Below are 6,467 nucleotides of genomic sequence, written 5' to 3' on the forward strand. Positions count from 1 at the left end.
CTCCCTTCCCAATTAGTCGGAAAACCCAGACATTGAAGATAATGCTCAACTGCATAAATTGCTAAAGTATTTAAATAAACTTGCTTTGCTTTATTTGGACGGTTTTGCAGTTGACTATATTTTTGAGCTAGTGAATGCGCTTTAAAAGAAAGTTTGACTGTAAAAGTTAAAGCGTCAATAGTATTTGTAGTGTTCATCATTACTCCTTGTTAGCTTTTATTAATACCTATTAAATTTATTACTGTAGATGTTCTCGAAAATATTGTTCTAGCTTCTTTAATGTTCTTTTGAAGAAAGCATTTAGGGTTTGGTAGGAAATTCCTAACTCCGAAGCTAGCTGTTGCATATTATATTCCTCTATATATAAGTATATAGCTATATACTGAAAAGTCACATCAGGTTTATTCCTCACATGATAACTTTTCAAAATATCATCTGGGTCATCAGTTAATAATTCCTTCAGTAAATCACAGCTAGATGCCGACTCATCAACACCATTCAATAACAACTCACCCATCAAGTTATCGCGTATATAATCGTCTAATCCATCCAAAGATATGACCTGACCTGGTGTAGAGTTCGTGCGATTCTTGTCTTTAGACTTAGGAACACGTGTAACTCCGTACTTAGAATACTTCCTGCGAAGGGTACTAAACTTGTTCTTGGCGATTGTACAAATCAAAGGTAACAGTGGCCGTTCAGAGTCGTACTTATGAATGTTTCGACTAATTGCAATGACCGTTTCTTGAATTGCATCGTTGAATAAGTCTTCAAATAGACCATTCGGCAAAGTAGAATTCTGACTTTTCAAAATAGAACGCAATAATCCGATTGTCGGCTGTTTCCAGAGTTCTTGAAGCAGCATTGTCAACGCGCGATATCTTTGGGGACTATTGACTGGTTGGTTTTGAACTTGTATTGCTAAACTCTGTAGTTTATCCGGTTGGTCGTTAGACTGTGGTTGGGTTTGGTCTAAGGTCATCATAGTAATCATCTATGTATGGCTATATATAAGTGTTTGTACTTAATATACGCAGGTGCGCTCTTTAGCTTTGCCTATGATTACTTCTCTGAGCAAGCGGGGGTGTTTTATGCAAAAGTTCGATTATTTAGAAAAATTTATATTTGTTTTGATCTGCAATTGTGGGATGGGCATCCCGAACCGCCCTGATGCTAGGGTGTTGACTTTAAGGGTTTTTGAGCAATTTTTACTCATACATAATACGTGTTTCATAGTACTAGCTTTAAAAGCTTATGGGATAAGGGTTATAGAGCTTTTAGTTTAGACACAAAAACTGTATGAACTTTTGGGCGCCCATTTCCCACAAAGTCAACACCCTACCCTGATGCCCATCCCACAGGAAAAGTTTGGAGTCAGCATAAAAACCTTGCGACAGTTGAGGAGACTTACTAGTGTCTAAAACTTTACCATACTTTATCATACCTACTTATTATGAGTAGGTTCTGATTCCCAAGCTCCCCTAATCCACCTTTCAACATATTCACTTACACTTAATTTTTTATCCCTAGCCCTTGTTTTCAAATCATTCCAAGCAGTATCAGTAAGCATTATTTCATGCCCTTTCTTGACTTAACTAGAATGCCAGGATATTCTAACTAAAGTACTGGGGATAAGGGTGTTAGTCAAGATGTTCGCGTTAAAGAGAGAATTGAAATTAAACAACAAGGAAACTTCCTTAATGCGAGGCATGGCAGGATTCAGGAGATTTGTTTATAACTTCGGGTTAGAGATGTTAAAAGCATCTTGGAGTTTCGAGGGAATAGTTTCTCAAAAATACCGCGAGGGTTTACAGCTTTATAGTCAAGGTCGGTATGCTGAAGCGTTACGAAATTTTCAAATAGTAAAACGTTTGTTCTCACAGCACTCTGAAGCTGAAAAGTTTGCTGCTAACTGTCAGCAAGTTATTGCTAGGAGTCGCTAAGATTCGATGTTTCTGGTGCGTAACGCTACAAGATTATTCGCTTCGTTGAAAATTTTTTATAGCGTTACGCACCCTACGAATTATATATGTGACGGATGTAACAGGGTTTTTATCAGTTATTTTGTTATATCTATTTGTTTGCAACAACATTTGTTGGCACTGTGTGCTTGATTATACAAAGAATTGGGACGCTGGAGAGTCGGCACCTCTATAACTGTGGAAATTTTTTTTTGATATACTGCATATTCTCTCCTCAAAGGCGCCCATAGGTAAATAGGACATTGGGGGTCTTTCTATGTTGCATAAAAGTATACTCATAGTTATGGTGCTACTTAAAGTTTTGTTAAAATTTAATGTTGGTACTGACCATAAATCTAATTTGATTCATGCTCGATTCAGTGCTATCGGAGGATAAGTGTGAAGAAACGTGAAGATACCGTGCAAAAATTCTCGACGTTTTTGATGTTTGAAGGAATTAACAAGCGTCTTAATCTGATTTGGCAGACAGATTTACAGCTAGAACGCCATATTAAAAGATTAATACAAAGAGAGCCGCAGGTAAAAGCAGAGCATTGGGCACACCATTTTGTTAAAGTTGTCAAAGCTGCACCAGAATCTGTAAAGCAAGCGTCTACATCTACGCAATCTACAGAATGTTTTGTCAAAGCCAGGGCACATTTATTGTCCTACTTGCAGGAAGCTTGTTTATGGGCAGCATACAAAAATTTACAAAAATTTAATTTTATTCGGCATAAATATCCACTTGATGAGTTGTTTCAAATAGCCAATTCTGCTATCAACCCCCCAGAGAAGTTGTTTAAAAGTTTTGACGTTGAACATCCTCAAGCTAATTTAAACGCTTATGCTAGAGTCGCTATTTTACGTTTCACTGGTAATATAATTTATGCTCAGGATATTGAAGCGAAAAGGGAAAAGTTTTCTGACTATGGTTTACTCAAAGATTTAACGGGTAAGGAGCTTAAAGAAGCTTTGTTGGCAAAAGGGATAAATCAAAATAATCTCAATTTTTACTCCCTGACTTGGCAATGCTTTGATGATATTTGCCAACCCTTACAATATCAACCCAAAAGCGCGCTTAATCCAATACAACTACATATAGAACAAATCACCTCTAACTATAATCAGCGTTGTAATCGGCTAAATCTCAAATCGCAAACTGTAGCTCAAATTCAAGAAACTCTCTTAACTTGTGTCCAAGCAGCGCGCGATTATCGGACTAAAAGATTTTCACAGCTTGATGAGCATATTAATACTACTGATTACACTCCGACTCTTCTCGACAATCTTATTCAAAACGAAGAATGGCAAGAAGTGCAATCGATTATTGAAGAACTATTTTTTACTTTACCAGAACAAGGACAAATTATGCTCAAACTCTGGCATGGTTTGAACCTAACCCAAAGTGATATTGCTATCGCTGTTAGTTCTAAGTACACAGATATACAAAAACAGTACCAAGTTGCTCGCTATTTAGGAAGATACACGAGAAACTTATTAAATAGTTTGATTCAAAAGTGGCAGAAATTTTATCCAGAAGTTAATGTGTATGATGACAAAAAAATTGAAATTATCAAGGACGCTATGGACGATTGTCTACAGGTATATACAAAGCAGCTATTTTTTGATTCTCTAGATAGAGTTTCTGAGAACAATATTATTGATATTGATAATAATGATAATATCAAACAAATTCTTATAAATGCTTTTAAAACAGAAATAGAAACCAGTATGCAGCTTGGCTTGAATGCATTAGATGCTGTCAATAATAAAATAGCTGCTTTTATTGATGATTGGCTAATCAAGCAAAATATTTCACGGTAAATAAAAGAAATCCAAACAAGAACTCCAAATATAAACTATATGAATTACGACTTGAGTGATTTACAGACTATCTATCCAAAACAATTGTGGCTGACGCTATCACCCGAAGACAAAGAATATGCGTGGCAACAAACTGGTTCACAATCTTATTCTACCCCAGCCGCGCGTTGGCGTGCTTTTTTAAATTACTTGTCTTTAAAGACTTTTGTAAATTTTCTGAAGGAGGATTCAGAGTTTAGCAATATACTTCAAATTCCTAATTGGAACGATTTACCCACTTTTTGGGAAGTAGTTAACGGATGTACTATTACTCTCAATGAGACTAAACTCGTTCTAATTCCCACTGATAAAAGCAACATGTTGGAATTTGAGGTTCCAGTAGAATGGGTTAACATCCCAAATTGGGCAGGACAATATTATTTAGCTGTGCAGGTAAACTTAGAACAATCATGCTTACGAGTATGGGGATACACTACACATCAACAACTTAATAATCATGCCACATTAGAAGATATATCTAGAACATATTGTTTGGATAGAGACTATCTAATTGAAGACTTAAATATTATGTGGGTCGCGCGCGAACACTCACAGACACATTTCCATGTACCTCCATTAACAACTTTAACCTCACACTCGGAAAAATTACTACATATATTTAGTCAGCCAAATATTCACTCACCCCGTTTGTATGGCGATTTTGATGAGTGGTGTACTTTGATTGCATCTGATGATTTGAGACGTAAATTACATAAATACAGAACAAGCGAACTCAGTAATAACAACCATCAAACTACAAATCTCAGCTTGTGGTTGCAAGATGTTTTTGAAGCAGGTTGGCAACATATTGATGCTTTACTAAATCCACAACAAACGATTCTAGCTGCTCAGTTTCGCGATGATACTGCAATTACTCATCGTGTTCAAGGCGCCAAGTTAATCGATTTAGGAATGCAGTTAGGCAATAAATCTGTTGTACTTTTAATGGGTCTATCTCCTGAGATAGATGACAAAATTAGTATGCGCGTGCAATTATATCCTACAAAAGAGGAATATTACTTACCTGCGTGTATAAAACTTTCTTTACTAACAAACTCCGGCGCCGTAATACAGGAAGTTGTTTCTAGAAGTCACGACAATTACATCCAGTTGAAAAGATTTAAGCTTCCTTCAGGAAAATCTTTCATGATTCAGTTGGTGTTAGGAGATATAGTAATAAAAGAAACTTTTACGCTTGACGTGCTTATCGGCAAATCGCCATGACTAAGTTGGTCGTATTAAATCTAGGAAAAGGTGATTTTAGACAGGGCTTTTCGACTGTTACAGTACAGCTATGGGAAAATATTACAAACATACCAATACAATTGGTAGGAAGTTTGCCAGCTGCATCAGAAATTACAGAGCTTTATAGACGTTGGCAACTACTTTATTGTTTGATTAATGAAGCGCATTATAATGATAGATGGCGAAAAGTTAGAAACTTCAATTTAGTAGATGATATAGATATTGAAATCGAAGAAGAAGACATTACGAATGTTTCTTTAATAGAATTTAGTAGCTTATGTGATCAATTGCAGTATCACATCAATTTGTGGTTTAAATCTTTATCGTTTGTACATGTTAACCACAAATTACGCACAAAACTGGCGCCGGCTGATGAAATAAAGTTTATATTTGAGACGGAGAACGAAGAAGCTCGGAGAATACCTTGGGACTTGTGGGATTTTTTTGAAGATTACCCTCGTGCAGCAGTGTGTATAAGTTCAAGAGAGTTTGAATATTTTAAACCAACTGCACAAAACCCAACTCGTCCAATGCGGATTTTAGGAATTTTAGGAAACAGTGAAGGTATTGATGTCCAAAAAGACCGAGCAATATTAGAGCAAGTCACAAATGCCGAAACTGTATTTTTAGTAGAACCCCAACGTCGAGAGTTAGACCATTATCTTTGGGATAAACAAGGGTGGGATATTATTTTCTTTGCTGGACATAGTTCTAGTAATTCAAACGGTGACACAGGTGTAATACACATAAACAAAACCGATACTTTAACAATTCCACAGTTAAAAAACAGTTTAAAAGCTGCTTTATCGCATGGTTTAGGTCTAGCAATCTTTAATTCGTGTGATGGTTTGGGACTCGCGCGTGACTTAGCGTCGCTACACACTGGGCAAATAATAGTCATGCGTGAACCGATACCAGATGCGATAGCACAAGCTTTTTTGAAAAACTTTCTCGAAGCATTCGCTACTGGTAAGTCTTTATATATGTCAGTGCGGGAAGCAAAAGCAAGATTACAAGGACTAGAAAATGAATACCCTTGTGCGAGTTGGTTACCCGTAATTTGTCAAAACCCAGCAGCAGAACCACTAGTTTGGAGAAGCAAACCCTTTATATCCAAGACTTATTTGCCCAAACATGTTTTTTTGAGCGTCGTACTACAAGTCAGCTTGGTTATAACTGCTGTAACTGTGGGAGTGCGTAGTAGTGGGTTAATGCAGTCGTGGGAACTTGGTGCTTTCGATGAAGTTATGCGTGTTCGTCCTGCGGAAAAACCAGATGACCGTATTGTGGTTATCACGGTGACAGAAGCTGATGTACAATCTCAAGACGTGCGAGAAAGGCAAGGTTTTTCTTTATCAGACGGGACTTTAGCTCAAGTTATCGAAAATATACAGCGTT

At 36.8% G+C, this 6,467-nt stretch carries 6 protein-coding genes; 4 read left to right on the plus strand and 2 right to left on the minus strand.

From position 1 onward, the window contains the following. On the minus strand, positions 1 to 200 hold a 200-nt coding region (locus AC2JBO_RS41860), incomplete at its 3' end, for a DUF1822 family protein (RefSeq protein ID WP_496959533.1). Positions 201 to 238: 38 nt separating this feature from the next. Next, positions 239 to 985: an RNA polymerase sigma factor gene (locus AC2JBO_RS41865; RefSeq protein ID WP_496959534.1), complete on the minus strand. Its 747-nt coding sequence runs from the start codon at positions 983 to 985 to the stop codon at positions 239 to 241. A 664-nt stretch (positions 986 to 1,649) separates the two neighbouring features. On the opposite strand from AC2JBO_RS41865, the gene AC2JBO_RS41870 reads away from it, so the two are divergent. The 4 genes from AC2JBO_RS41870 to AC2JBO_RS41885 form a co-directional block, all read left to right on the plus strand. Next, positions 1,650 to 1,943: a helix-turn-helix domain-containing protein gene (locus AC2JBO_RS41870; RefSeq protein ID WP_496959535.1), complete on the plus strand. Its 294-nt coding sequence runs from the start codon at positions 1,650 to 1,652 to the stop codon at positions 1,941 to 1,943. A gap of 417 nt (positions 1,944 to 2,360) precedes the next feature. After that, positions 2,361 to 3,785, plus strand: coding sequence for a sigma-70 family RNA polymerase sigma factor (locus AC2JBO_RS41875; protein WP_496959536.1), 1,425 nt, complete (start codon positions 2,361 to 2,363; stop codon positions 3,783 to 3,785). A gap of 39 nt (positions 3,786 to 3,824) precedes the next feature. Beyond that, complete coding sequence (locus tag AC2JBO_RS41880) at positions 3,825 to 5,048, plus strand: DUF1822 family protein (RefSeq protein ID WP_496959537.1); 1,224 nt, start codon at positions 3,825 to 3,827, stop codon at positions 5,046 to 5,048. Then, on the plus strand, positions 5,045 to 6,467 hold a 1,423-nt coding region (locus AC2JBO_RS41885; RefSeq protein WP_496959538.1), incomplete at its 3' end, for a CHAT domain-containing protein. The genes AC2JBO_RS41880 and AC2JBO_RS41885, both read left to right, overlap by 4 nt.

The sequence above is a fragment of the Calothrix sp. CBUCES-K 9914 genome (assembly GCF_059640475.1).